This window comes from Chryseobacterium sp. KMC2 (assembly GCF_016756935.1).
Taxonomy (GTDB): domain Bacteria; phylum Bacteroidota; class Bacteroidia; order Flavobacteriales; family Weeksellaceae; genus Chryseobacterium; species Chryseobacterium rhizosphaerae.
Genome location: NZ_JAESIT010000005.1, coordinates 172,670 through 196,465 on the forward strand (window position 1 = coordinate 172,670; position 23,796 = coordinate 196,465).

The following is a 23,796-nucleotide window of genomic DNA, read 5'->3' on the forward strand; positions in this document are numbered from 1 at the left end:
ATGAAAAAAATAATAGTAACAGGTGTGCTTATGCTGTTTAATTTCTGCAGCTCACAGTCAAAAACAGATCTGACAGCTTTACAATTGGGAGCTGCCAATGAAATAGTGATCAAAAATACCACTAAGCAAGTTGACCTTGAACAGACCACTGGATTTCCCTATTATAATACCTACAAAGTAGACCAATATCAATATGGAGATATCAGTTTTGTGCAGGATTACCCCAAAGAAAGAAAGTACATAAAAAGTGAGGTCGGATTTTTAGTAGAAAACCAGAAGCAGAATGCACTGTCAGGATATTATATAATGACCAAAAACTTTAAGGAAAGTGACGCATTGTCAGCTGCATTGAAGAAAAAATATGGTGAGCCTAAAATAATTATTGAAGCTACCGACAGATGGCCATATTCGGGGTATTACTGGCAGGGTACTAAAGATGGTTTTGATATTATGCTGGAGCAGGTGAAAAAGAAAATTAGTGTTGATCAGAAAGAAATAAAAGGTTTTGAAACCAACCTGTATTTTATAAAAACAGGATCACATTACGGAAATATGAAAGACAGAGAGACTGTATTGCAGAGCTTTATAACCAGACATGAACAATAATATGAAAAATTTAAAATACGCATTAATACCAATAATCTGTATGGGATTTACATCATGTAACCAACAGGACAAGAAAAGCAGTGAAGCCCAAATTGAAGCCCGGAATGATACTCAAACGGGACCTTTCAATCTTGCTGCTCTGACGATGGGACAAAATATCAATGATATTTTAAAATCGGGAGGAATGACCTCTAAAGATACCGTACAAACCGATGAGGTAACTCTGATTGGAAATGAGAGATTAGCTTTTTCTTCAGAAGCATTATTACATTTTAACGGGATCAGTTTAGACGGTAAAAACAATAAAAACATCAATAAAGTGATTTTACACTTTGGAAAAGTAGATCAAGAAATTGGACCTCTCGCTAATGAAAAGGATGACGAGCTGGGAATGTACCAGCTGGATATTTATACCGAACCTGAAAAAAAAGCTCTTTTTGAAAACTTAAACAAAACCCTTCAGAAACCTGTTTTTACCACAGTACATGAAAGTTTTGAATCAGATGTCAAAGACAATGAGATCATACAGACTCAAAATAAATTCAGACAGGAAGTGGCTATATGGAAAAATAAAGGAATGATCTATTATTACTGTGAAACCAAAATAGATAATAAACCTGATGAATACAGATGTAATTTATTTGTGTTTAAAAATAAAGAATGGAAAGATCTGCTGAAAGGATCAGGATATCAGGATCTCGATAAAATTTCTCTTAATTGATCCGAACAGATAATATTTCAATTTCAATAAAATAAAACCAGTAAAAAAATAGTATATATTTCCCATGCAGCAGCCTTATTATGTAATTGACTTCAGTGCATCAGCATGTATGTTTGAGATCAGGATTAATGATTATCCGGTTATCCATATGAATGCTACCAATCAGGTATCTACCATGATCCCTGTTAACTATGCCATACTGGAAAAAGGAAAACAGACGATAACAGCCTCTATTTTACCGGTGGCAGGGCAAACCGAAATTGATAAACAGGCTGAGCTGAAATTCAATATCAAGCTTTTTGATGTTACCAATAATTTTGTGTTTGATAAACAGTTTGGAGACTATCAGTCTAAACCCGTAGAAGATAAAAAATTACCGGTGATCAGGTATGAAAGTTCGTTTGATGCCGATGTTCCTTATAAGCTTACTGCATGGCAGGACGGAATGAACCTTAAGGATGTTAAAGACTGCCGGGAAAAACTGGATCTGGCCTATAATAAAATCATCAGGCTGATTCAGAATGCCAAATATGATGAGTATAAGAAACTCATTTTAAGAAGAGAAGGAAATATGGCTCAGTCGATGTATCTGTCTCCACAGGAATCCGAAGGAAGATTCAAAGAATTACTTAATGAGTTTATGGGAGGCATGAAAATTCAGCCGATACCTGCTGATGCCATGATGATCCTGTATGCAGACAACAGAACAGCTGTTTTAAAAAGGCCAAATGGTGATGCCGTATTATATTTAATAGATCCTAAAACAAAGGAAGAGCTGATGCTCGATATTACCTTCTATATTCCGCAGGGAAAAAATGAATTTGAGATCATATAATCTTGGAAATAAAATGTATTTTTGAAGGCCATCCCCATTCTTAATGAATGTTTTAATGGGCTTTCAATATCCAAATCATCTATGAAGAGCGAAAAGAAAACGTCATATACGGGATATATTGTTCTGGGAATAATAGGATTTTGTTTTCTCTATTTTATTCTGTGGACTATTTTTAAAGAGAAAATGCCGTTACATAAGTATCTGTATGAAATATCCAGTAATTATGATGCTTATGCAGAAAAAGCATTGTTTATTTTTCCTGTAGTATTTTTTGTTTTCATTTTTCTTACCTTAATGAAACCTACTTCTGCTAAACGTTTTTTAAGGTTGCAGGAATCTCTTCCAACCTCGAAAATAAAATCCTTAGCTAAAGGACTTGTAGAAGTGGAAGGAACATTGGTCATGAAAAACCCTTTACTTTCTCCGGTAGACAATGAAACCTGTATCGGATATTATTATACCATTGAAGATATTGATAAAGATTCAGACGGTAAAGAATCTTACAGAACGATACATAGAGAAACCCAGTGCAATCCTTTTCAGATAAAAGATGAAACGGGAATTATAGAGGTAGAACCCGAAGGAATTGAATTGATCCTTCTCGGAGAAACAAATATTAGCAGCAACAATAGTAAAAGACACAAAGAAACCCTTCTGAAAGACGGTCAGAAAATGTTGTTGGTAGGCTATGCCGATGTTAAAAACGGACAGCCATTTATCAGAAAAGACGACCATTATAAAGTGCTGGGAATCACCTCTGCATCAGGAATCACGGTATGGAATAAATATCAGCCGTTGTTGAGGTCTTTTCTGTTTACCTGTTCCGTTATCCTTTTAATAATCATATTTATATTTACACAATAATGAACCAAACTGTTGCAATTATATTACTGATCCTGCTGGGTGTTGCCGTTATAAGCTTCTTCATCAATTTGTATAATAAGCTGGTGATGCTCAAATTCAATGTAGAAAAAGCCTACGGTAATATTGATGTGGTTTTGAAACAAAGAGCAGATGAAATTCCTAATCTAGTGAACGTAGCCAAACACTTTATGAGCTATGAAGAAAAGCTGCTTACACGCCTTACAGAACTGAGAACCTTTTATAACAGTACTACAGATGCTGATAAAAAGACCGAACTGGCCAATGAAACTTCAAAGGCTTTATCTTCATTCTTTGCCGTTTCTGAAAACTACCCGGAGCTTGCTTCCAATAACAACTTTTTGGAACTGCAGAAAAGAATTTCTGAACTTGAAAACAAAATAGCAGACAGAAGAGAATTTTTTAACGACAGCATTAACCTTTACAATATAGGAATTCATGAATTCCCCAATGTAATACTGGCAAAAATGCTGGGTTATAAAGACAAAACTTTACTGGAAGTAACAAACGCCGAAAAACAATATGACGGAGTTCAGTTTTAATACCTTTTTCGGACTCGAAAAACAAATGGCAGAATATCCTGAAGTCGCGATATTTGGAGCCCTGTTTTTACCTTTGCTTTTATTTATCCCTGTAGCTGTAATAGGCTGGATATTCAGAAAGCTGAAATTCAATATGTATATTATTCATGTATTGCTGTATACGCTGATGTTTACCTTTGTTATAGGAGCTCTTGCCGTATTTATACTCTTCTTTATCACGGATAGAAACGGTGTGAAATTAGCGTATTGCTGGCTCACTGTATTGATAGGGATGTTCTTTTTCAGTATGATGAATACCAATACCATTACCAAAATGTTTACCGATTGGTCAAAGATTATTAAAGAGAAGGATAGCAAGTAATTGAGGAAAGATAAAGAATAAAGAGTGCAATTCACGGCTGCTTGGTCAGATTAGCCTGCGGCTATTTCTTAGGTTTAAACATTTTAAAAATAAGCCTTTGCGTCAAAATTAATACTGCATTCAGGAACAAGAGAATCTCTGTATTGGCAAACACGAAAGGCGTAAAATAAAGGCTGGTCTCTGAAAATAGAGACCAGCCTTACTTATTGTTATCAATTCAAGATTATTTTACCAAAAACTGCATCGTTGTATTATCCAGTTTTAAAATATAAATTCCCTGACCAAGATTTTGGGTCTTAATAGAATTTCCATTTTTAAAAGGCTGAGTAACCGTTTGCATTACTTTCCCCTGTACATTATAAATCTCTGCTTTTTTGATATGCTGTACATCTCCACTTACAAAGATTTCCTGATTAGTGATCGGGTTAGGAGAGATTTTAAAATTTTGAACTTTTGTTTCTAAAGCTGCAGTTTGAGCTTTTCTGGCAGTTCCACCAGGATAACATGTCCATTTAAGATCGTCAATAGCAATTCTGTTACTTGCAGAACCATTAACCAGACTTACAGTTACATTACCAGAAATATCAATATTGTTAATCGTAGTAGTCGTTGCCGTTGCACTGTAAGGAATACTTCCTACTGTAGTTCCGTTTACTTTTACATCAAGATTTCCATTACTTCCGGAAAACTTCAGCTGGGTAGTTACTGTTAAAGAACCAATACCATTGCCTGAATTACCTGATGTTAAAGAACCGCTTCTTATGGTAATGGCTTTATTGTTGATCGTTTGGTCTGTTCTGGCATCAGTAGCTGTCCAGGAGATCCCGCCGTTGCTCCATGTTCTTGTAGAATAAGAGGCACTGGTGGCAGGGATGGTTTCAAAAGTTTCATTGACACAGTCTGTAGATGGATTGGTTGATCCTGCATTGGTTGTTCCTGAAACAGTAGAGCTGTTTGCGGAAGAATTTCCAGCAGCATCTTTAGCAACCACATAGAAAGTATAGGTAGTAGAAGGGTTGAGACCTGAAATGGTAGCTGTAGTAGAATTTACTGTAGTATTCAGGCTTCCGTTCATATAAACAGCGTAAGAAGAAACACCTACGTTATCAGAAGAAGCATTCCATCCAAGAGAAATACTGTTAGATGTTTTTCCGCTAACCGCTAACCCTGTAGCCGTTGTTGGAGCCTGTGTATCATTGCTTGGCTGTTGAGATCCCCAGATAAGATTCACATAGCTTGGATTATCAATAAACGGGTTTCTATTACCCTGGTAAGTATAGGATGCATTATTTCTGTTGATTTCAGCCTGAGAAACAGGATCCTGGTTGTTCCAGGCTAAAAGAACATTAAGCTCCCATGTCTGTAAGCCCGGAAATGCAGAACTTCCCAGCATATTTCCTGAAGAAAAAGAAGAAAGCTTACTCTGATAACGGGTTACAAAATAAAAGATCATACGTGCCACATCACCTTTAAACTCATCGATCGGTTCGAAAACAGTTCCTGAATATCCTGAAGATGCAGAATTTCCAAGCTTAGATCCGTTTTTAGATGTAAAAGTAGCACTTCCCACCTGTCCGAAAGGATAGTTGCTTCTCATACCGTTTACCTTTCCGTCAGTAGCTCTGATGAAATGAATATCAGAAACCATAGGGGAAGATTGATTAAATAAACTTTGAGGAACAATATGCTCTCTGTTATAGCAATTCCCTTCTGTAGAATAAGTACCACACTGATTGGTGCCCGGAGTATATTTGTAAGGATCTGCTCCTACAGGCTTTTCTGAGTAAATATCAAGGATAGACCCGTCATTTTCATAATTTTTATCAATATCAGTGGTTTTATAGCCGGTCCACAATCCACTGTAGCCTTTATCCTGATGTCCATTGGTAATAATGGTGCTTAATTCCGTTTTCAAAGCAGCACCACTCAGTCCGTTGGCAGAATTGTAATATCCTGCAGGAGCCTGAGCATTGGCAAGGCCTGCAAAAACAGAAAATAAAATGATTTTTTTCATACTAATATTATTTCCAGCAAGAATACTACATTTTTATGAATAAAAAATTACATAATTATTAATTTTCAACAAGCAATATTGTGCTTTGCATAATAAGCAATTGAACAACATTGTTCATTAAAATGGAGTAGGGATGCAAGGAGAATTTTTTAGCAAATCGGTATGTAAAAATAGGATAAGTGATGAAAGTCTGCATCATAATTCAACAGGATCAGACTACAGTTTTGTTTGTTAATTAAAATCATCCTGTATCAGAGTTATTCTAAATCTGTTCTTATAGCCATCATAAAAAATGCCGGCACAAAATGTACCGGCATCTATAATAAGTGCTTTAATTTATTTCCTTTGTGGCGGATAATTTTTCATGATCTCAGCAAGAATTTCCGGAATTTGTCTCTGTTTGGATTTTGGTGAATCCACAGAAATCCCACTTCCGATACCCTGCCAAACCAATTTGTTTGTTTTTGAATCGATAAGATCTACGATCAATGCTCCTTCATTATAATTGCTGGTCCATGTTCTGCTCATTCCTACACCCCATCCGAACGGGCCTCCCCAGCCCCACATTCCGTAAGGTGATGAAGAATTGATATCCGTTACTTTTTTATGATTGGCTTTTACGTTGACGATCAGATCAGGATTCTCTCCGGACTGAAGTCCTTTGCTTTGAAGCTGTCTTGACAATTCATTCAAAACCCTGTCTTTATCAATATCATTCAATTTCAAATCATCAATTCTTATTTTATAGGTTTTATAAGAATTGAAATTGGCTGTTTCAGCATAATCAGAACGTACCTGAAAAGGGCTACATGAAGTAAGACCTAATGTAGCAGAAGCCAACAAGATAAAAATATATTTTTTCATTTTATTTATTTTTTTTATCGTTTTTAATGAATGTATCTGTCTTTTTATCATACCCGTAAGGACAGTGTCTGCAGCCGCTTTTACAGCAATGTCCTCTTTTCAGATGAAATTTTTCTGTAAAAACCTTGTATCCCTGTTCGTTGTAGTAAAAGTCCTCACCTTCTTTGATGTCAAAATGGGCCATAAGTTAAACGTTAGTCAAAAAACTTTTTATATTTGTTGTTATGATAATTGTATGCCAAAAGCCTTTAAAAAAATTAAAAATTAACGGCATTGCTCTCTTTCCCTTTATCTTCATTAGGAAACCCGAAGATAAGGAAAATAAAGTACTTATCAATCACGAAAAGATCCATTTAAGACAGCAGCTGGAGATGCTCATTATTTTCTTTTATGTTTTCTATGTCATCGAATATTATTATTGGCTTTTCAAATTAAAAGATGGATATCTGGCCTATAAAAGGATTTCATTTGAAAGAGAAGCTTACGCAAGAGAAAAAGATTTGAATTATCTCAAAACAAGAAAGCTGTGGGGGTTTTGGAAATATATAAAATGATAAAGTTCTATTTTTTATTTTTCCATTCATTATCAAAATCCTGTTGAGTTTTCTGAGGCTCAAAATACTTGTTGTGATTTCTCTTGATATCATAGAGAATTGCTTTGTTTATTAAGATATCCAAATCAGGTATAATCCATTCCGGAGAACCTTTCTTTTCCTGTCCGTTTGTAAATATTTTAATGGCTTTACCCTCTTTCATTTCCACTTTCATCAGTAAGCAGGGAGACAGATAACCTGAACAGGAATGTCCTGTGTATACTTCTTTGACAACACTTCCATCATTGAAAGTGATTTTCAGCTCAAGCTGATTTCTGGGTTGGGTAGACTGTACACCGTAGCGGGTTGAGCTTTCGATAAAATGAAGTGTTTTTAAATATTCAATGGTATTTTGTCTGCTTTCAGGAATATATCCTGGATACATCATACTCTGAGTATGGTTTTCTATTTCCTTTTCAACCTGGGTGTTGAACATACTTATTATTTTGTCGTTGGGCTTATCGGGGATATCCAATTCTGAACGGGAAAAGAACTGATTTCCAAAAAAAATGTAAAACATTCCTGCCATGAAGACGATGACAACAAGTGCAGATATAATGGTGATCAATATTTTTTTCATACCCGGCCTTTTAGTTTTGTGGTAACCAAGTTAGAAATTATTATTTAAAAACAGAATCTTAAAATAATGGTCTTTAAACTACAGGAACCCGCTTACAAATAAACATTCAACCATTGGCTTTAGCCAAAACCTAGTAAATACATTCTTCAACGAAAATACCTCATCAGAATTTCGACAGCTGTTGAAACCTATAAGGAAATAAATCTTTTGTTATTTTTGCAATCAATAAACCTTGAGTAGTTCAAAAATAAACATGTTATTACAACTTCCCACCGAGCCTGTTCCCATTCAGGAAATTTTCACTGATAAAAAGGTGAGCCTTTTTATCAAAAGAGAAGACCTTATCCATCCTCAAGTTTCAGGAAATAAATACTGGAAACTTTTCTATAATATCAATAAGTATCTGGAAAAAAATCCTGAAAACCCTTATGTTATTACCTTTGGAGGAGCCTTCTCGAATCATATTTCTGCAGTTTCTGCTGCCGGGAACATGGCGGGTATTCCAACATTGGGAATTATAAGAGGGGAAGAGCTGCAGAATAAATGGCGGGATAACCCTACTTTGGTTTTTGCCAAAAGAAATGGGATGAACCTGAAATTTGTCACCCGTGAGGAGTACCGTCATAAAGAAAAACTCACTGAATTCCTGCAACAGGAGTTCCCTGATGCGTTGATCGTTCCGGAAGGAGGTACCAATGAAGAGGCCGTGGAGGGGATAAAAATGATGCTCAATGAGCAAACAAAAGATTTTGACTATCTTTGCACCGCAGTGGGAACAGGAGGGACCATTGCCGGAATCTCAAGATTTTGTAAAGAAAATCAGAACGTTATAGGATTTAAGGTCGTTGACGATACTTCACTGGAGAAAAAAATAGGAGAATTAACTTTGAAACATAATTTTAATCTAATAGATTCAAGTTTTGGAGGTTATGGTAAAATAAATGATGAAAACATTCGTTTTATCAATGATTTTAAAGAGAAATATAATATTCCTTTAGAGCCGATTTATACAGGAAAGATGATGCAGAGGGTTTTTGAATTGATGGAGCAGGACTACTTTCCTGAAAACAGCAGGATATTGTGCTTTCATACAGGAGGATTACAGGGGATTGAGGGAGCAAATCTGCTTTTAGAAAAACAGAATAGAAATTTAATTATATAAGTAAAATTGAAAAACATGAAAAGACTTTTCTTATTAATAAGCCTTTTAGTTTTATCAAAATTTTCTGCCCAAAATTGGGCAACTGAAGATCAGTATATCCAAAAATTCGCTAAATATGCGGTAGAGGAGATGGAAAAATATAAAATTCCGGCTTCTATTACCCTTGCACAGGGACTGCTGGAAACAGGAGGTGGACAAAGCAGGCTGGCGCTGGAGGGTAAAAACCACTTTGGAATAAAATGTAAGGAAGACTGGACAGGTAAAACAATGAAACATACAGATGATGCACCTAATGAATGCTTCCGTGTGTATGAAGATCCAAGACAGTCTTATGAAGACCATTCCATATTTTTATCTACAAGGAAATACTACGCCAATCTTTTTAATCTGGATATGAAGGATTACAGAGCCTGGGCTTATGGTCTTAAAAAAGCAGGATATGCCACCAATCCACGTTATGCTTCCATCCTGATTACTAAAATTGAAAAATACAGATTATACGAATACGACAATACCAGTTCTAATGAAGTATTGTATGCCGTTCTAAAAATGTATCCGGACCTTAAGGATGACAGAGCTTTCATGGCACAGCTTGAACCTTCAAAAATGGGTAAAAAAACTAAAGATCCTGTTACTGTAGAAGTTCCTTACAAGCAAACCTCTTATGCACAGCAGCAGAAAAGAGTGGAGAGAATCAAAACAAAAGCGGAGATTCTTAATGCTATTCTAATCAAAAGCCATCCAAATGATGGTCTGAAATATATTGTTATTCCTGAAGATACTAACGTACAGTTTATTGCCAATAAATTTAAAGTGAGCGAAAGCAGACTGATGAAATGGAATGAGCTGGAAAACGATGTATTAAAGAAAAACGATATTGTTTTCCTTGAGTCTAAAAATTCTTCAGGAAATACGGCAACTTACAAGGCTGCATCAGGGGAAGATATGCATGATATCGCCCAGAAATTCGGAATCAAATTACATAAATTATATGCTAAAAACAGAATGGATGAAGGACAGCAGCCATCTGCAGGACAGTTAATTTATTTAATAGATAAAAAACCAAGAAATTAATTTTTGTTGATAAAGGATCATTAGCGGTTACTTATTAACTGTTGATCAATTCTTGTCAACCCGTAACTAATATATGAAGTATCAAAGAAGTTCGGCTTTATTTGATGAAGCCTACAAATACATTCCGGGAGGAGTAAACTCTCCGGTTCGCGCATTCAAATCAGTGGGAGGAGTTCCTGTTTTCATGAAATCGGCAAAAGGAGCTTACCTTACCGATGCAGATGATAATACGTATATCGATTACATCAATTCATGGGGCCCTGCCATCTTAGGACATACCCATCCTGAAGTTTTGGAAGAACTGAAAATTCAGGCTGAGAAAGGTTTTTCTTTCGGTGCTCCTACAGAACTGGAAACAGAAATTGCAAAATTCATCATTGAAAATGTACCTAATATTGACCAGATCAGAATGGTTTCTTCAGGAACTGAGGCATGTATGAGTGCCATCAGACTGGCAAGAGGGTATACAGGAAGAGATAAAATTGTAAAATTTGAAGGTTGCTACCACGGACATTCAGATTCATTCCTGATTAAAGCAGGAAGTGGAGCTGCTACCTTCGGAAATCCCAATTCTCCGGGAGTAACAGCAGGAACAGCTAAAGATACTTTATTAGCCCGTTATAATGATTTTGAACAGGTTGAAGATCTGTTCCGTCATAATCAGGGTGAAATTGCAGCAGTGATCATCGAGCCTGTTGCAGGAAATATGGGTTGTGTTTTACCCGAAAATAATTTTCTTCAAAATTTAAGAAGAATCTGTGACGAAAATGGGGCTTTACTTATTTTTGATGAAGTAATGACCGGTTTCAGATTGGCTTTTGGTGGAGCTCAGGAGCTTTTCAATGTGAAAGCTGACCTGGTAACCTATGGAAAGGTAATCGGTGGAGGTCTGCCGGTAGGTGCTTTTGCGGGAAGAAATGAAATTATGGATCATCTGGCTCCAAAAGGAGGCGTATATCAGGCTGGAACGTTAAGTGGAAATCCACTGGCTATGAGAGCAGGATTAAAAACCCTTCAGCTTATTAAAAATGATTCGGAATTCTTCAACAGACTGAATAAAACAACAGAAACTTTAGATTTTGAAATCGGAAAAATTTTAAATGAAAAAGGAATTGCTCATAAGATCAACAGAAAAGGGTCTATGATGTCTGTATTCTTCCATATCAACAGAGTTTCAAATTTTGATGAAGCTCAGGAAGCCAATCATTCGTTATTTAATAACTTCTTCCATCAAATGCTGCAAAATGGAGTGTATCTTCCACCAAGCGGATATGAAACTTATTTCATCAGCGATGCGATCAAGGAGAAAGAAATTGATATGACGCTGGAAGCAGTAAGGAAATTTGAATATTCTAATAAATAATAAAAAAGACCGGATTTTAATCTGGTCTTTTTTTTTGGGTAACAGGACTCAATCTATCGTTTTTTTTAAAGGGGAATCTCTACTTCTAGAGTTAAAGAGCCTGTTTAAATTTTATTCAGGAATTCTTATATATTTTGTTGACAAGACTCAATAGGTCAGTTTGAAATTATTTTTTTGATCAAAAAGATGAACGCAAAGTTTATGAATAATTCCGCTTTATTGTAAGTGGGCAAAGTGATGCGATTTCATCGCTGATGAAGACATATGCTTATCCATACGCTTCGACGAGTCAACGAAGTTGATTCTATCCTTTGCTCCCTTAAAATATGGATAATGTTTGTGTTAGAAAAACATATCATCAGTACATTAGAAATTTAAACAGACTTAAAGTCATCGTTTGTTTTTTACCTGTTTTTAGATCATACCCTATAAAAACAAATTTTCAAAGCATAAATCATACAGATTTTGTAATAAACCATACACTTTGTTCCTGATCATTCTTTTTAATTTTGTCATAAATAGATTGGAAATGATGACTTCAGACAATAATATATCCCGTAAGGATTTTATCAGGAATTCTGCATGGGCAATGGCCGGATTAACTTTACTCCCTAATATCATGACAGCATCACCTTTTTTGGATGAGAAAAATATATTGGCGAAAGGAAAATTAAGCCTTAAAAATGTTCGTTTGGAAACCGGGTTTGAATATCAGGAAGGAGAAGTTGCATCCACCAAAACGGATCTGTTTTATATAGAAGTTGAGCATGGAAAGATCACAAAAATTGCTCCCAACCAACCTCATGCTAAAGCAGTAGACGGAAAAGGATTACTTATGCTTCCCGCATTTAAAGACATGCATATTCATCTCGATAAAACATTTTATGGAGATCAATGGCAGGCCGTGAGAAAAAGAACTGGCGGTATCAAAGGGATGATAGAACTGGAGCAGAAAATGCTTCCTGAGATGTTGAAAAATTCAACTTTTAAAGCCGAAAAACTGATCGAACTGTTGCAGTCAAAAGGAACCTCATATGCCAGAAGCCATGTGAATATTGAACCTACTTCAAAACTTCAATCATTAAAAAACCTTCAAAAGGCTTTAGAGAATAAGAAGAAAGGTTTTGGAGCAGAGCTGGTTGCTTTTCCTCAGCATGGGGTATTCTATACCGATTCAGCTCCTTATCTGAAAGAGGCTGCGAAGATGGATATTGATTTCATTGGGGGGGTAGATCCATTCAATATTGACGGAAATATTGAAAAAGTAATGGATTTTACCGTTCAGTTGGCATTGGATCATCAAAAAGGAATAGATATTCATTTGCATGAAACCGGAGATTCCGGATTGAAAACCGTAGAATATCTTATTAAAAAAGTGAATGAAAACCCTTCTTTAAAAGGGAAAACTTATATAAGTCACTGTTTCATCCTGGCTAAGCTGGAGAATACAAAACAGGAAGAAATAGCCGAAAAATTAGCAGAGGCCCAAATAGGAATTGTTTCTACGATTCCTTTTGGAAGAATGATTATGCCTATTCCAACCTTATACAAGCATAATGTAAAGGTATTGACAGGTAATGACAGTATTGTAGACCACTGGAATACTTTCGGAACAGGAAGTGTGCTGGAGAAAGCCAACCTGATGGCCCAGTTATATGGGTATTCTACAGAATTTTTACTGTCAAGAAGTTTAAAACTGGCGACAGGAAATATCCTTCCATTAGATGATAAAGGAAATCAGCAGTGGCCCAAAACAGGTGACCAGGCAGATTTTGTATTGCTGAAGGCAAGCTGCTCTGCAGAAGCTGTATCTAGGATTTCAAATATTGAATCATTGGTGTATCAGGGAAATGTAGTCTTTTAAGTTTTCGACCTAAAAATAAACGATTATGAAAGTTTTAGTATTTCTTTTAACATTCGGAAGTATGAGTGCCTGCGGAGAGAAACCGGTTGATTTCTCAAAAGAAGATACGAGACCTCAGGAAAATATTATAGAAAAGGTGAAAAACAATGATCTCACGGCCGTAAAATCTGCTTTAGAAAATGGAGCGGATGTTAATACTCAGGATAAAAGGGGACGTTCTTTATTACTGCTGGCAACAGTAGAAAAGAATATAGAAATGGCAAAGCTGCTTGTTTCGTATAAAGCCGATGTGAACCTCCAGGATCATCAGAAAGACAGTCCGTTTTTATATGCAGGAGCAAGCGGGCAGACAGAATTGGTTATATTATTTCTGGATAACGGAGCCCGTTTTGATTTGTATAACCGATATAATGGTACCGCATTAATTCCGGCATGTGAACGGGGATATGTAGAAACTGTAAAAGTTTTAGTAAAGGCAAAAGGTTTCCCGATCAATCATGTGAACCGCTTAGGATGGACGGCATTAATGGAAGCCGTGATCCTTGGAAATGGTACCCGGAAATATCAGGAAATCGTGCAGATTTTAAAAGATAATGGCGCAGATATCAACATTCCTGACCATTCAGGGAAGACTCCTTTGGAACATGCAGAATCACTAGGTTTTAAAGAAATAGCTGAGATCTTAACATCATAGCATATACCGTAGGAGTAGGCGTAGAAGTGCAAAGAGTTAAGCTGTATTGAGTTTTATCCTTTTGTCTTTGCATTACTTAATATCCTGTAATTGATAAATTTAGATATATTTTAGTTTGTGTTTGAACCACAAAGGATTCAGTATTTGTTTCTTTTGTGGTTATTTTAATTTTTCTCTCATAATTTTTATTAATTTTAGGAGAAATTCAGGTAGTGTGGGTTATCATACGGATCATTTTCCCATTTTAGGAATTCAGGAGTTTAGTGAGAATCAGCTTAAGGGCTGCAATCTGCTGTTTAACGAACTTTACGGGGCACGTTCTATTGATGATCCCCATAAACACGATTTTTTTATCATTAATCTTTTTGAAAAGGGAGTTGGTTCTCATACGATTGATTTCGTAGAATATCAGGTGAAAGATTTCCAGATCCATCTTGTTTTTCCGGATCAGGTGCATCAATGGGTGATTGAAAAAGAAACAATAGGGTACCAGCTGATGATCAGCAGGGATTGGTTTGAAAGTTTTCTGCCTTCATTAAGATTTTCCGCATCCTATTACCAGAACCATCCGGTGATCAATCTTTCCCAGGATATTTTTACCACTTTCAGATATGAATTTCAGGCAATCCAGAAAGAACTGAATGGAGAAAAGGTTTTTTGGGAACTGATCCAGAAGAGAAGTGAGCTGATAGGCCTGTTGGTAAGTAAGTCTGTGGAAGGTGCTTTCAAAGATTTTGAAGTCTATAATTCAAATCCTATTATTTCAAAATTCTTACATCTGATTGATGAACATTTTAAAACTGAAAGGTCCGTTTCTTTCTATGCAGATAAACTTAATATTTCTGCCAATTATCTGAATATTGTCTGCAAAAAAAATCTCAATGCTTCAGCATCATCCCTTATTCAGGACAGAATTTTATTAGAAGCAAAACGTCTTCTGAAAGTTTCTGAAATGTCTGTAAAAGACATTGTATATGATCTTGGTTTTTATGACCATGCCAGCTTTTCGAAATTCTTTAAGGCACAAACCGGGATGACTCCCTCTCAGTTTAAAGAATAATTTGTACAACATATGACATAATTGATACACCGGTTTTGAGGAAGAGCTGATGTAATTTTGTATTGTTAAAATTTTAAATCATGCAATTTCCATATCAATTAGCTGCAAAAGGAAAATACTCACTGAAAAATGTCCGCCTGGAGACAGGTTTTGAATACGAAAATGAAGAGGTAACAGGTACAAAAACAGATCTTTTCAGTATTGACATTGAAGATGGGAAAATAAAAGCAGTAAAAATTAATGAACCGGCTTCAAACGCTATAGATGCTAAAGGATATCTGATGCTTCCTGCTTTCAGAGATATGCACATCCATTTGGATAAAACATTATACGGACTTCCATGGCAGGCACTCTCTCCGAAAAGGAGAACGGTAAAAGATATGATTGCCTATGAACAGGAGATTATTCCTGAACTGTTAAAAACTTCTGTAGAAAGAGCTGAACAGCTCATCAACCTGCAGCAACATTATGGGACTCATTTTGCAAGAACTCATTTTAATATTGATCCTACTTCGGGATTACAATCACTTGAACATCTGGAGCAGGCCCTTGAAAATAAAAAAGACTCTTTCAAAGCTGAGCTGGTGGCTTTCCCACAGCATGGAGTATATTATACGGATACAGCTCCTTTACTGAAAGAAGCGGCACAGCTGAAAAGTGTAGGCTTTATTGGGGGACTTGATCCTTTAAGTATTGATGGAAGTATCGAAAAGGTAATGGATTTTACCGTTCAGTTGGCTTTAGATCATCATAAAGGAATTGATATTCACCTCCATGAGGTAGGAGAATCAGGTATGAAAACCATCAATTACCTGATTGATAAAGCTATTGAAAACCCGGAACTTCAGGGGAAAACATTTGTAAGTCATGCTTTTGCTTTAGCCCATCTTTCTCCAAAAGAAACAGAACAGATTGCTGAAAGGCTGGCTGAAGGGAAAGTGGGAATAGCATCTTCTGTCCCGTTCAAAGGAACTGTAATGCCGATACCTACCTTAAAGAAATATGGGGTGAATGTATTGATAGGAAACGATAATGTACAGGATTACTGGAGTACTTTCGGATCAGGAAATATGCTGCAGAAAGCAAACCTGATCGCTGAACTGTATGGATATGCGACAGAGCTGGCATTATCAAGAGCATTGCAGTTTGCTACCCAGAGTATTCTTCCACTGGATGAAAAAGGAAAACAGCAGTGGCCTAAAGCAGGAGATGAAGCAGCTATTGTTTTTACCAATGCATCATGCTCCGCAGAAGCTGTTTCCAGAATGACCACAATAGAAGCCCTGATGAATGACGGGAATCTGTTTTGGAGAAATTAGAAAGAATATATATTTTTTATATACACTTGTTTTTTGTAGATCAGCCATCGGATTTTTCCGGTGGTTGATTGTTTACAGCTTGTCTGAAAGTATATGACTTGTATATCCAGAGCAAAAGTGACAGTAGTAAAAAAGCCTTCAGAATTTTCTGAAGGCTTTTTTTAATAATTTGATATGATATTAACTGCTAATAAATAAATTATAAGTTATAGTTAGTCCAACCAGCATACCAAGTATCATTAGTGTCTTTTACAGCTCCTCTGTACGTTACAGGCGTGAACCAAGATGCTAATTTAGTATGGGTGAATACACCTCCAGTCAATAATGGTGACCCAGCAGCAGGGGAGAAGTTAGGAGTCGTTCCTGCAGGAGCCCATGCATTGGTGAATTTTACATCAGCTGTATAGGTAAGGCTTGTATTTCCTTTAGCATTAAAGAAAGTCGTAAGATCAGTGATAGAATATCCTGTTGGAGAAGAAGTAGAAGCTCCGTATTTTAAAGGAGTTACACTTCCTGCCAAAATATTATTTTCGAAAGCAAGACTTCCACTAGTGATGTTTTTATCTGTAGGCGTTCCTTTGGTAGCATCAACGAATAAACCAACCGGGAAACCTGTGAAAACAGAGTTAAATACTGAGATAGAAGAATTTCTTCTGATCTGTAAACCATTTTGGAACAATGAGTTGATTGAACCTACATTGGTACTTGTGCTTGAAGAGTTGATTGGCCCGATAATCGTCATATTTGAGAATGTAGCAGAGCTCTGAGGCGTTAAAGCAGAACCGTTGGCATCATTATCAGATTCAAATCCGTTAGAACCTGAAACGTCAGCTACCTGAGCATCTCTTACCGCAATACCGAACTGTACTTTTCCTGAATAACCGTTATCTGTATCAAAGTCATCATCAAGACCTTTATAAGAAATAAGGTGAGAGCAGTTTACTGTTCCTCCGAACCACTCAAAACTGTCGTCATTAGCGTAAGCAACTTCTACATAATCTACAGTAGTTCCGCTACCTACACCTCCGAACGTAAGTCCGTTGATCTCCTTGTCCGGTAAGAATGCATATCCTGCATATTCAATTCTTACATATTTTAAGATACCACTGTTGTCAGCAGCATTATTTCCTCCGTAAAGACCATGTCCTTCTGTATTGTTGATACCTCCTTCAATCTCTCCAACTCCTTGTTGGTTGTTGAAAGAAGCATTCGTAGGAGCATTTCCTAGGATGACAACACCTGCCCAGTCCCCTCTTTTTGGGCTTGGTTTTTCAGAAGTAAAGATAATAGGGTTGGCAGCTGTACCTTCTGCCATGATTTTACTTCCTCTTGTGATAATCAAAGCACCATTTTTATCAGCTTCACCTACAATCTTCGTTCCTGGCTCAATGGTTAAAGTTGCTCCGTTTGTTACATATACTAATCCTCTTAACTTATAAATTTTATTAGCTTTAAGCGTAACATTGGATGTGATCTTTCCTGAGAGAATAAGGTTGTCAGTTTCTCCATTTCCGGAACCACCCTGAACGATGGTTTGCCCGTCTTCTTCTATATTTCTACATGCAGTAGTTGTAGCAAGAGCGCCAAGCATTAAAGAATATAAAACGAATTTTTTCATGTTATAAAGAATTAAATTATTTATTAAATATTGAATGTGTTAAAAATTGTATCCCAGTGTTAAACTGATATTGGTTCCTGTTACTCTTTCTATAGCAAGAGCATCAGAGTTGTCATATTTCTTGTTTCCGTTAAGGTCATGATAAAATCTTGCACGACGGTTAAGGATATCAGAAACATTTAATTTGATTTCTCCTTTGTTTTGCCAGATCTTCTTAGCAATCTGGAAATCTAAAAGAGGTCTCGGAGCTTCCCAGATTGGTGGCACCTGATCATTACCTACATAAAGAATTCTTCTTCCGATCATATTGAAAAGTACTGTAGAAGACCATCCTGTTTTTTCAGCATCATACTGAAGACTTAAGTTAATGGTGTAAGGAGACTGTCCCTGCATTGGTCTGTCAATATTCGTAGCTTCATCCGTTACTTTATTTTTGATGTAAGCGAAGTTTCCACCTAACGTAAAGTTTTTAAGAGCGCTTGCGAAATCAAGTTTTTTTCTGAATTCCAGCTCTACTCCATAAGCATCGGCTTTATCTACATTAAGATAGTTGAAGGTATTACTGGTTCCTACTCCGGATTGATTGAAGTACAATTCGATTGGATTTTTGAAATTCTTGTAGAAACCTGCTAAGGAAAGGATCTCTCCGTTTCTTGGATAATATTCCCAACGAAGGTCTACGTTGGTAATTTTTGTTCTTTCAATGAATTTGTTACCGATTACAGTAGCTCCCAAATCGAAGTCATAATAAGCTAAAGGTGAAACCTCTCTGAATTCAGGTCTTACAACAGTTTGAGAACCTGCAAGGCGGACATTCATTTTAGGGTTTACCTTGAAGGTTAAGTTAACAGCTGGTAAAAAGTCTGTTACACGAGTATTAACAAAACGGTCATCACTTCTTTTTGTACTTCCTACCAATTGATCAAAGTTTTCAACTCTTAATCCCCAAACAGCTCTTAACCATGGAGCAAAGTTGTTGTCAAACTGTAAATATCCTGCATTAAGGATTGTATTGGCAATATATCTGTACTGATTTCCGGCAATTTCATCAAATGTAAACTTACCATCTGTTCCGAAATTCTCAGAATTGAAGATACTTTCAAAAGGTTGGGAAAGTAATCCCTGGTTGTATTTTTCAAGCCTTACAGAGAATGGTCTTGAGTTATAGATTCTGTCTTTTACCTGGAATAAGTACCCCCCTTTAACGGTTTGCTTTTGTCCAAACATGGTAAAAGTCTTTGATACATCTCCACCTGCATTATACAGATAATCGCTCAATGTAGAATAGAAAACACTTCCTGATTTTTGAGAAAGACCATTAGAGATTAGAGCTAAATAAGGACTTCCGTCAAGGTTTGTATACTGGTTGTATTGTAAACGTTGCAATAACGGAATATACTGATCAAGGATTCCAAAGCTTCCATACCAGTTTACGGTAAGACCACCAAGAGCATCTATCTTATGAGTTCCGTTAAGGGTTGAATTATAGAATGTAGTTTGCTTAAATCCTATCTCTCTTGCGATAATGTTGGTTCCGTTGATAGGATCAAATTCAAAATCTTTTCCTGTTCTGAAAGACATATGGTTCACTGTGTTGTTTGTGATAATGTTTTTCAGGGAAATTTTGTTATTGCTATTGAGTTTTAAAGTAAGGTTTAATAACCCTCCTAAAATAACATCATTTGTGTATTTTTCAGTGTAGTAATCAAAGTTGGTGTCAGCAAGCTGGTCATTAATCGTAAAGAAACGGTTTTTAGATTCTGTTCTTCTTTTGTTGTTGCTGTAGTTAAGAACAGCAATAACCCCTAAATCTTTTCCGAAAATTTTGGTATTAAAACCTCCGTCAAGCTGTAAACTTATGTTCTCAGGATAACCAACGCTGTTGTATCCGAAGTTTTTTGTGAATCCCTTACCAATATCTGTTTTCTGAGCTTCATTCAGAATACTGAAAGCATTTTTAGCAGGCATATTTGTAGGGATCTTTCTGTATCCGTCATCAATACCCAAGAAATCCCATTTTCCTCCTTTCTGCATAAGAAATTCTTTATTCATTGTAATAGAATTTCCTCCTACACCTACTTGTACATTGAAGAAGTTTTTATTGGGAATATCTTTAGTATTTACCTGAATCAATCCTCCGGCCCATTCACCACTGTATTCAGGAATAAAAGTCTTATTGATTACCAGGGTCTCAATAACGCTGGCAGGAAAAAGGTCAAAAGAAAAAGTTTTTCGGTCAGGCTCAGTACTGGAAAGTTGAATCCCATTTAACATAGCCTGGTTATAACGGTCAGATAAACCTCTTACAACAATATATTTTCCGTCAAATAAACTCACACCGGATACTCTTTTCAGAACCTCTCCTGTGTTTCTATCCGGACTTCTTTTAATAGCTTCAACACCTATAACCTGTGAAACCACACCTGCATTCTTCTGCAAACCGATAGTAGAAGCTATCGTTTCTTTTCTTGCATTGGATTTGATAACAACTCCTTCAATTTCCTTTTCCTTAGCGGATGGCTTTTCCAGAACAATATCAAGGTGAGTGTTGGCGTCATTTTTTACAATAACTTCACTGATCTCTTTTTTGTTATATCCGTTAGAACTTACCGTGATAATGTAGTTGGTTCCAGGAGAAAGATTGATAGAGTAGTATCCGGCAATATCAGTTACGACCTCCTGGTCATTTACCTTTACCTTTACCCCCTCAATAGGTGTGTTGTCTTTCTCATCCAGTACTCTACCTTCTAAGATCTGACTTTGTGCAAATGCGTAGCCGGCAGAAAACAAAGCAAGTAGCATAATGCTCTTGTGGAGTTGTTTTTTCATTTTACTTCTTTTTCAGGGGCAAAATAAGGGCTAAGTTTTCACTAAACGTTTAGGAGAATTTTAATTAATTGTGAAGTTTGTATTAATAGAATTGATCAATCATACACTATGAATGTTTGTTTTTTATATTTACATTTTTTTGCTTTATTTCAATTATTCTTTTGTATATTTGTTTAATATGTATTTATTTATCTGTTTTATTAATGATTTTCTAATTCAAATTGACGTATCTGTTTTTTAATAATTAGTTAACATTGCCCGGATAGATAAAATCAATGAAAATAATTAATTTTGTGGGAATTCTTAAACTAGAAGATGAGTAAAAAAATTCTTTTAATAGACGATGAACTGGACATTTTAGAGATTCTGTCTTACAACTTGGAAAAAGAAGGTTATAGTATCTATACTGCTACTAACGGTAATGAAGGTATAGAAAAAGCAAAGGAAATTATTCCGGACCTTATTTTGCTGGATGTAATGATGCCTGAGAAAGATGGCATTGAAACCTGTCAGGAGCTTCGTAAAGTGAAAGAACTACAAAAAACTCTTATCGTTTTCCTTTCAGCAAGAAGCGAAGAGTTTTCACAGTTGGCCGGGTTTCAGGCAGGTGCTAATGATTACATCGTAAAACTAATCAAACCGAAAATCCTTATTTCTAAAGTAAATGCACTGTTACAACTGACTTCTCAGGTTTCAGATAATGCTAAACTTATTGAAATCGGAGACCTTATTATTGATAAAGATAATTTCAGGGTTTCCAAAAGCGGACAGCAGTTTTTGCTTCCTAAAAAAGAATTTGATCTGCTTTATCTGCTTGCCTCCAATACCGAGAAAGTTTTCAAAAGAGAAGAAATTCTGGAAAAAGTATGGGGTAATGATGTAATTGTAGGAGAAAGAACTATTGACGTTCATATCCGAAGATTAAGAGAGAAACTGGGAATCAATACCATTCAGACATTAAAAGGGATAGGCTATAAACTGATCGTTTAATCACTTAAAAAACCTACCTTTACGTTCAATCCTAAAACTTTGTAAAATTGAAATTTTACAGACTTACCTTCGTTGCTTCCTGTCTGCTGACACTGGTAATGCTTTTCTTAGTAGTTGTTTTCGACTCACTAAAAGATATCTATTATGAAACCCCTTTATTCAAAGCGGGGGTTTTTGTTTGTGTAGTCATGATCTTTATTATCAACTATGTTGTATTAGAACTTCTTTTCAGCTATTATGGAAGAAAACAGGTGAGAGGGCTTTCTCAGCTTCTTCCACAGGAAATTGTTCACGATCATGACGAAAATATTACCATTAAAGAATTAGGAGAACGTTTTTCGGATCTTAATCAGCAAAAGGTAACAGAAATTGACATGATGAAGGAAATGGAAAGTTACCGTAAAGAATATATCGGAAATGTTTCCCATGAGCTTAAAACTCCGCTGTTTTCTATTCAGGGCTATGTAGAAACCCTAAGAGAAGGTGGGGTGGAAGATCTTATCATTCGGGACAAATACCTTGAAAGAATAGATAAATCTGTTGAAAGACTTATAGCCATTGTTACAGATCTTGATATGATCAACAGGCTTGAGGCAGGTGAAATTAACCTTAATATTTCGAAATTTGATGTTAACCTTCTGATCAAAGAAATTTTTGACCTCCTTGATCTTGAGGCAGAAAAAAGAAATACAACATTACAAATCCAGACCCTTCATCCACAAATTTTTGTGGATGCCGATAAACAGAAGATTTCACAGGTTTTTATTAATCTTATTTCGAATGCTATCCACTATGCAAACAGGCAGGAAGCAAAAGTAATTGTAAAAACAAGTGTCTTAAAAAACAAAGTGCTGATAGAAGTTATAGATAATGGAATGGGAATAAAATCTGAAATTCTTCCAAGAATCTTTGAACGTTTCTACCGTGTAGAAACCAGCAGAAGCAGAAGAGAGGGCGGATCCGGATTAGGATTGGCCATCGTAAAACATATCCTTGAAGCTCATAACGAAAACATTACCGTAGAAAGCGTATACCTTGAAGGGACGAAATTCAGTTTTATGCTGGAAAAAAGTAAATAACTTTGGCAAAATGTAAGAAAAAAAAATATTTTAAAAAATCCTGAAATATTTTTTTGTCACCTCTCATTTATTATATATTTGCACCAGAGATTTATCATAATTATAAAGGCAAAAAAGTAATTTAAGAAACTGATATGGTTTACAAAATCCGCGTAATATTAGATGCGAAAGAGGATATTTTCCGAGATATTGAAGTTAAGGGAAAACAAACGTTATGGAACTTACATTTAGGTATTAAAAGTGCATTCAGTCTGCAGGGTGACGAGCTTTCTACTTTTAATCTGTTGGAAAATGACGGAACAATAGTAAAAAGTGTCCCATTAGAAGATATGAGTGATGATGGTGATGGTGAGATTATGTCAGACGTATACATTGATGAAGCTTTTGAAAATGTAGGCGACAAAGCACAGTTCCAGTATGGACTTCTTGATTTATGGGAATTCTTCTGCGAGCTGATAGAAGTCATCGAAGAGACAAAAGGTGTTAATTATCCAATTACTGTATATAGATTTGGAAATGTTCCATTGAAAGCACCAAGTAAAAGTGGAAACACGGGATCTAAAAAGAAATCAGCTACCCCATTAATGGATGATGATTTTGGATTTGAAGATGATTTCGGATCAGGTGGAAATTTTTCAGATGAAGATGACAGCTTTGATGATGAGGAAGAAGATGACTACAATGATGACGCTTTCGATGACGAAGATGACAATGACGACGAAAGATAAGAGATAACAATACAATAT

23 protein-coding genes are annotated in these 23,796 nt (G+C 36.0%); 17 read left to right on the forward strand and 6 right to left on the reverse strand.

Annotated features, from left to right (window positions below; genetic code table 11):
* The 6 genes from JML65_RS07895 to JML65_RS07920 all read left to right on the forward strand — a co-directional run bounded on the left by JML65_RS07895 (position 1) and on the right by JML65_RS07920 (position 3,947).
* Positions 1–606: a hypothetical protein gene (locus tag JML65_RS07895; RefSeq protein ID WP_084085057.1), complete on the forward strand. Its 606-nt coding sequence runs from the start codon at positions 1–3 to the stop codon at positions 604–606.
* Between the two features lies 1 nt (position 607).
* Complete coding sequence (locus JML65_RS07900; RefSeq protein WP_143330476.1) at positions 608–1,327, forward strand: hypothetical protein; 720 nt, start codon at positions 608–610, stop codon at positions 1,325–1,327.
* A 64-nt stretch (positions 1,328–1,391) separates the two neighbouring features.
* Positions 1,392–2,162, forward strand: coding sequence for a hypothetical protein (locus JML65_RS07905; RefSeq protein ID WP_202270458.1), 771 nt, complete (start codon positions 1,392–1,394; stop codon positions 2,160–2,162).
* A gap of 81 nt (positions 2,163–2,243) precedes the next feature.
* Complete coding sequence (locus JML65_RS07910; RefSeq protein WP_202270459.1) at positions 2,244–3,026, forward strand: hypothetical protein; 783 nt, start codon at positions 2,244–2,246, stop codon at positions 3,024–3,026.
* Positions 3,026–3,586 carry a LemA family protein gene (locus tag JML65_RS07915; RefSeq protein ID WP_047492265.1) on the forward strand — a complete coding sequence of 187 codons (561 nt, stop codon included), beginning with the start codon at positions 3,026–3,028 and terminating at the stop codon, positions 3,584–3,586. Before JML65_RS07910 ends, JML65_RS07915 begins: the two co-directional genes overlap by 1 nt.
* Positions 3,567–3,947, forward strand: a complete 381-nt coding sequence (locus JML65_RS07920) for a hypothetical protein (protein WP_084085051.1) — start codon at positions 3,567–3,569, stop codon at positions 3,945–3,947. Before JML65_RS07915 ends, JML65_RS07920 begins: the two co-directional genes overlap by 20 nt.
* A 223-nt stretch (positions 3,948–4,170) precedes the next feature.
* Here JML65_RS07920 and JML65_RS07925 read toward each other — a convergent pair whose 3' ends face one another.
* The 3 genes from JML65_RS07925 to JML65_RS07935 all read right to left on the reverse strand — a co-directional run bounded on the left by JML65_RS07925 (position 4,171) and on the right by JML65_RS07935 (position 7,009).
* Positions 4,171–5,961 (reverse strand): endonuclease, encoded by a 1,791-nt coding sequence (locus tag JML65_RS07925; RefSeq protein WP_202270460.1) that lies wholly within the window; start codon positions 5,959–5,961, stop codon positions 4,171–4,173.
* Positions 5,962–6,297: 336 nt separating this feature from the next.
* Positions 6,298–6,825, reverse strand: coding sequence for a DUF4136 domain-containing protein (locus JML65_RS07930; RefSeq protein WP_047492272.1), 528 nt, complete (start codon positions 6,823–6,825; stop codon positions 6,298–6,300).
* Position 6,826: 1 nt separating this feature from the next.
* Complete coding sequence (locus JML65_RS07935; protein WP_047492275.1) at positions 6,827–7,009, reverse strand: DUF5522 domain-containing protein; 183 nt, start codon at positions 7,007–7,009, stop codon at positions 6,827–6,829.
* Between the two features lie 40 nt (positions 7,010–7,049).
* On the opposite strand from JML65_RS07935, the gene JML65_RS07940 reads away from it, so the two are divergent.
* Complete coding sequence (locus tag JML65_RS07940; RefSeq protein ID WP_202270461.1) at positions 7,050–7,379, forward strand: hypothetical protein; 330 nt, start codon at positions 7,050–7,052, stop codon at positions 7,377–7,379.
* Positions 7,380–7,386: 7 nt separating this feature from the next.
* On the opposite strand, the gene JML65_RS07945 is transcribed toward JML65_RS07940, so the two are convergent.
* Positions 7,387–7,998, reverse strand: a complete 612-nt coding sequence (locus tag JML65_RS07945; RefSeq protein WP_202270462.1) for a hypothetical protein — start codon at positions 7,996–7,998, stop codon at positions 7,387–7,389.
* A 253-nt stretch (positions 7,999–8,251) separates the two neighbouring features.
* Here JML65_RS07945 and JML65_RS07950 point away from each other — a divergent pair, with 253 nt between their 5' ends.
* From JML65_RS07950 to JML65_RS07980, 7 genes are all read left to right on the forward strand, one after another.
* Positions 8,252–9,160: a 1-aminocyclopropane-1-carboxylate deaminase/D-cysteine desulfhydrase gene (locus JML65_RS07950; RefSeq protein WP_202270463.1), complete on the forward strand. Its 909-nt coding sequence runs from the start codon at positions 8,252–8,254 to the stop codon at positions 9,158–9,160.
* A gap of 15 nt (positions 9,161–9,175) precedes the next feature.
* Positions 9,176–10,234: a glucosaminidase domain-containing protein gene (locus tag JML65_RS07955; RefSeq protein WP_202270464.1), complete on the forward strand. Its 1,059-nt coding sequence runs from the start codon at positions 9,176–9,178 to the stop codon at positions 10,232–10,234.
* A 73-nt stretch (positions 10,235–10,307) separates the two neighbouring features.
* Positions 10,308–11,597: a glutamate-1-semialdehyde 2,1-aminomutase gene (hemL, locus tag JML65_RS07960; RefSeq protein ID WP_115918667.1), complete on the forward strand. Its 1,290-nt coding sequence runs from the start codon at positions 10,308–10,310 to the stop codon at positions 11,595–11,597.
* Between the two features lie 529 nt (positions 11,598–12,126).
* On the forward strand, positions 12,127–13,461 hold the full coding sequence (locus JML65_RS07965; RefSeq protein ID WP_202270465.1) for an amidohydrolase: 1,335 nt from the start codon (positions 12,127–12,129) through the stop codon (positions 13,459–13,461).
* A gap of 25 nt (positions 13,462–13,486) precedes the next feature.
* Positions 13,487–14,155, forward strand: coding sequence for an ankyrin repeat domain-containing protein (locus JML65_RS07970; RefSeq protein WP_047492293.1), 669 nt, complete (start codon positions 13,487–13,489; stop codon positions 14,153–14,155).
* Positions 14,156–14,369: 214 nt separating this feature from the next.
* Entirely contained in the window at positions 14,370–15,215 is an 846-nt protein-coding gene (locus JML65_RS07975; protein ID WP_202270466.1) for an AraC family transcriptional regulator, read from the forward strand.
* 80 nt (positions 15,216–15,295) lie between these two features.
* Positions 15,296–16,534: an amidohydrolase gene (locus JML65_RS07980; protein ID WP_202270467.1), complete on the forward strand. Its 1,239-nt coding sequence runs from the start codon at positions 15,296–15,298 to the stop codon at positions 16,532–16,534.
* A gap of 199 nt (positions 16,535–16,733) precedes the next feature.
* Here the strand turns inward: JML65_RS07980 and JML65_RS07985 are convergent, their stop codons facing one another.
* Positions 16,734–18,152 carry a hypothetical protein gene (locus tag JML65_RS07985; RefSeq protein WP_202270468.1) on the reverse strand — a complete coding sequence of 473 codons (1,419 nt, stop codon included), beginning with the start codon at positions 18,150–18,152 and terminating at the stop codon, positions 16,734–16,736.
* A gap of 39 nt (positions 18,153–18,191) precedes the next feature.
* Positions 18,192–20,981 carry a TonB-dependent receptor domain-containing protein gene (locus JML65_RS07990; protein ID WP_202270469.1) on the reverse strand — a complete coding sequence of 930 codons (2,790 nt, stop codon included), beginning with the start codon at positions 20,979–20,981 and terminating at the stop codon, positions 18,192–18,194.
* Between the two features lie 315 nt (positions 20,982–21,296).
* On the opposite strand from JML65_RS07990, the gene JML65_RS07995 reads away from it, so the two are divergent.
* The 3 genes from JML65_RS07995 to JML65_RS08005 all read left to right on the forward strand — a co-directional run bounded on the left by JML65_RS07995 (position 21,297) and on the right by JML65_RS08005 (position 23,778).
* Positions 21,297–21,971: a response regulator gene (locus JML65_RS07995; RefSeq protein ID WP_047494769.1), complete on the forward strand. Its 675-nt coding sequence runs from the start codon at positions 21,297–21,299 to the stop codon at positions 21,969–21,971.
* A 47-nt stretch (positions 21,972–22,018) separates the two neighbouring features.
* Positions 22,019–23,050 carry a sensor histidine kinase gene (locus JML65_RS08000; protein ID WP_047494772.1) on the forward strand — a complete coding sequence of 344 codons (1,032 nt, stop codon included), beginning with the start codon at positions 22,019–22,021 and terminating at the stop codon, positions 23,048–23,050.
* 134 nt (positions 23,051–23,184) lie between these two features.
* Complete coding sequence (locus tag JML65_RS08005; protein ID WP_084085034.1) at positions 23,185–23,778, forward strand: IS1096 element passenger TnpR family protein; 594 nt, start codon at positions 23,185–23,187, stop codon at positions 23,776–23,778.
* Positions 23,779–23,796 lie beyond the last annotated feature (18 nt).

Bases quoted from the DNA above. Each gene is read 5' to 3' on its own strand.
- JML65_RS07995 (WP_047494769.1), top strand. From the start codon at position 21,297: ATGAGTAAAAAAATTCTTTTAATAGACGATGAACTGGACATTTTAGAG.
- JML65_RS07930 (WP_047492272.1), bottom strand. From the start codon at position 6,825: ATGAAAAAATATATTTTTATCTTGTTGGCTTCTGCTACATTAGGTCTT.
- JML65_RS07915 (WP_047492265.1), top strand. From the start codon at position 3,026: ATGAACCAAACTGTTGCAATTATATTACTGATCCTGCTGGGTGTTGCC.
- JML65_RS07985 (WP_202270468.1), bottom strand. From the start codon at position 18,152: ATGAAAAAATTCGTTTTATATTCTTTAATGCTTGGCGCTCTTGCTACA.
- JML65_RS08005 (WP_084085034.1), top strand. From the start codon at position 23,185: ATGGTTTACAAAATCCGCGTAATATTAGATGCGAAAGAGGATATTTTC.
- JML65_RS07925 (WP_202270460.1), bottom strand. From the start codon at position 5,961: ATGAAAAAAATCATTTTATTTTCTGTTTTTGCAGGCCTTGCCAATGCT.
- JML65_RS07900 (WP_143330476.1), top strand. From the start codon at position 608: ATGAAAAATTTAAAATACGCATTAATACCAATAATCTGTATGGGATTT.
- JML65_RS07950 (WP_202270463.1), top strand. From the start codon at position 8,252: ATGTTATTACAACTTCCCACCGAGCCTGTTCCCATTCAGGAAATTTTC.
- JML65_RS07895 (WP_084085057.1), top strand. From the start codon at position 1: ATGAAAAAAATAATAGTAACAGGTGTGCTTATGCTGTTTAATTTCTGC.
- JML65_RS07980 (WP_202270467.1), top strand. From the start codon at position 15,296: ATGCAATTTCCATATCAATTAGCTGCAAAAGGAAAATACTCACTGAAA.
- JML65_RS07920 (WP_084085051.1), top strand. From the start codon at position 3,567: ATGACGGAGTTCAGTTTTAATACCTTTTTCGGACTCGAAAAACAAATG.
- JML65_RS07910 (WP_202270459.1), top strand. From the start codon at position 2,244: ATGAAGAGCGAAAAGAAAACGTCATATACGGGATATATTGTTCTGGGA.
- JML65_RS07965 (WP_202270465.1), top strand. From the start codon at position 12,127: ATGATGACTTCAGACAATAATATATCCCGTAAGGATTTTATCAGGAAT.
- hemL (WP_115918667.1), top strand. From the start codon at position 10,308: ATGAAGTATCAAAGAAGTTCGGCTTTATTTGATGAAGCCTACAAATAC.
- JML65_RS07945 (WP_202270462.1), bottom strand. From the start codon at position 7,998: ATGAAAAAAATATTGATCACCATTATATCTGCACTTGTTGTCATCGTC.
- JML65_RS07940 (WP_202270461.1), top strand. From the start codon at position 7,050: ATGATAATTGTATGCCAAAAGCCTTTAAAAAAATTAAAAATTAACGGC.
- JML65_RS07990 (WP_202270469.1), bottom strand. From the start codon at position 20,981: ATGAAAAAACAACTCCACAAGAGCATTATGCTACTTGCTTTGTTTTCT.
- JML65_RS07970 (WP_047492293.1), top strand. From the start codon at position 13,487: ATGAAAGTTTTAGTATTTCTTTTAACATTCGGAAGTATGAGTGCCTGC.
- JML65_RS07955 (WP_202270464.1), top strand. From the start codon at position 9,176: ATGAAAAGACTTTTCTTATTAATAAGCCTTTTAGTTTTATCAAAATTT.
- JML65_RS07935 (WP_047492275.1), bottom strand. From the start codon at position 7,009: ATGGCCCATTTTGACATCAAAGAAGGTGAGGACTTTTACTACAACGAA.
- JML65_RS07905 (WP_202270458.1), top strand. From the start codon at position 1,392: ATGCAGCAGCCTTATTATGTAATTGACTTCAGTGCATCAGCATGTATG.